The organism is Parafrankia sp. FMc2 (genome assembly GCF_041008525.1).
GTDB lineage: Bacteria > Actinomycetota > Actinomycetes > Frankiales > Frankiaceae > Parafrankia.
Window position 1 is genome coordinate 1 of record NZ_JBFLUG010000442.1, and the last position, 925, is coordinate 925.

Genomic DNA, 925 nt, shown 5'->3' on the forward strand with positions numbered 1-925 from the left:
TGATTTTTCTTGATCACGGCAAGGTAGTGGGCGTTCTTCGCGGTGACCAGCCAGTCGAGGTTGGCGCGCACGGTGTGGAGGGCATCGGCCGCGACCAGCACGTTCGTCAGGTCAAGGGGCCGTAGCAGCCGGCGGAACACCGTGGTCTCGTTGGTCTTGGCGTCGACCTCGACCTGACCGAGCAGCCGCCCGTCGCCGTGGCTGACCGCGCCGACGAGGTGCACCCGGCTGCCGTCGGCGCGTTTCGCGTGCCGGCTGGTCTTGCCGTCGACCGCAACCGCCGACACCGGCACCACCCGTTCCCGGGTAGCCGCATCCGCCAGGGCGGCGGGTTCCCACTGCCCGCAGGTTTCCTCCTCGGCTGGCGGGTTCGGGTCGAGCGTTGGGTCGAGCAGGGCCACGGCGAGTTCCCCGTCATCCACGGCCGCAAGGAACCGGTGGATCGTCGCGGCGCTCGGCAGCCGGTAGCCGTCGAACGGATCCCACGGCAGGCGCAGCCGTGCGCGTTCCTCCTCACTGGTCCGCCTCAGCCACCCGCGGACCGCCGACACCCGGTCGTGGCCCGCTGCCGTCAGCGAGCACAGCCACACCGCGGCCAGGCACCGCAACGGGTAGACCAGCCCACGAGGCGACCGCTGGTCGGTCACCAGATCGAGCCGCTCCCAGATTTCCGCACGCGACACGTCGCCGGCTCCCACCACACCGGCAGCGGCACGCGACAATGCGCCCACAGGCACGCCGCACTCCAGACCACGAGGACATAAGACATCTCCGTGATCTACAAGTGGCGTGCCTGTCCCTTTGCCCGCGACACGTGGTCCAGCCGTGCCCGCGCTCCCACACACCGCCCTCTACCAGGACCGATCAGCCGAACCTCACAGAGCGGGCCGATCCCATCAAATCGCGTCCCTGCAAGAGCCCTGGG

At 69.6% G+C, this 925-nt stretch carries 1 protein-coding gene; it reads right to left on the reverse strand.

Annotated features, from left to right (window positions below; translation table 11 throughout):
- Nucleotides 1–683 (reverse strand): transposase family protein (locus AB1460_RS37835; RefSeq protein ID WP_368967394.1); only part of this gene is annotated, 683 nt, incomplete at its 3' end.
- Nucleotides 684–925 lie beyond the last annotated feature (242 nt).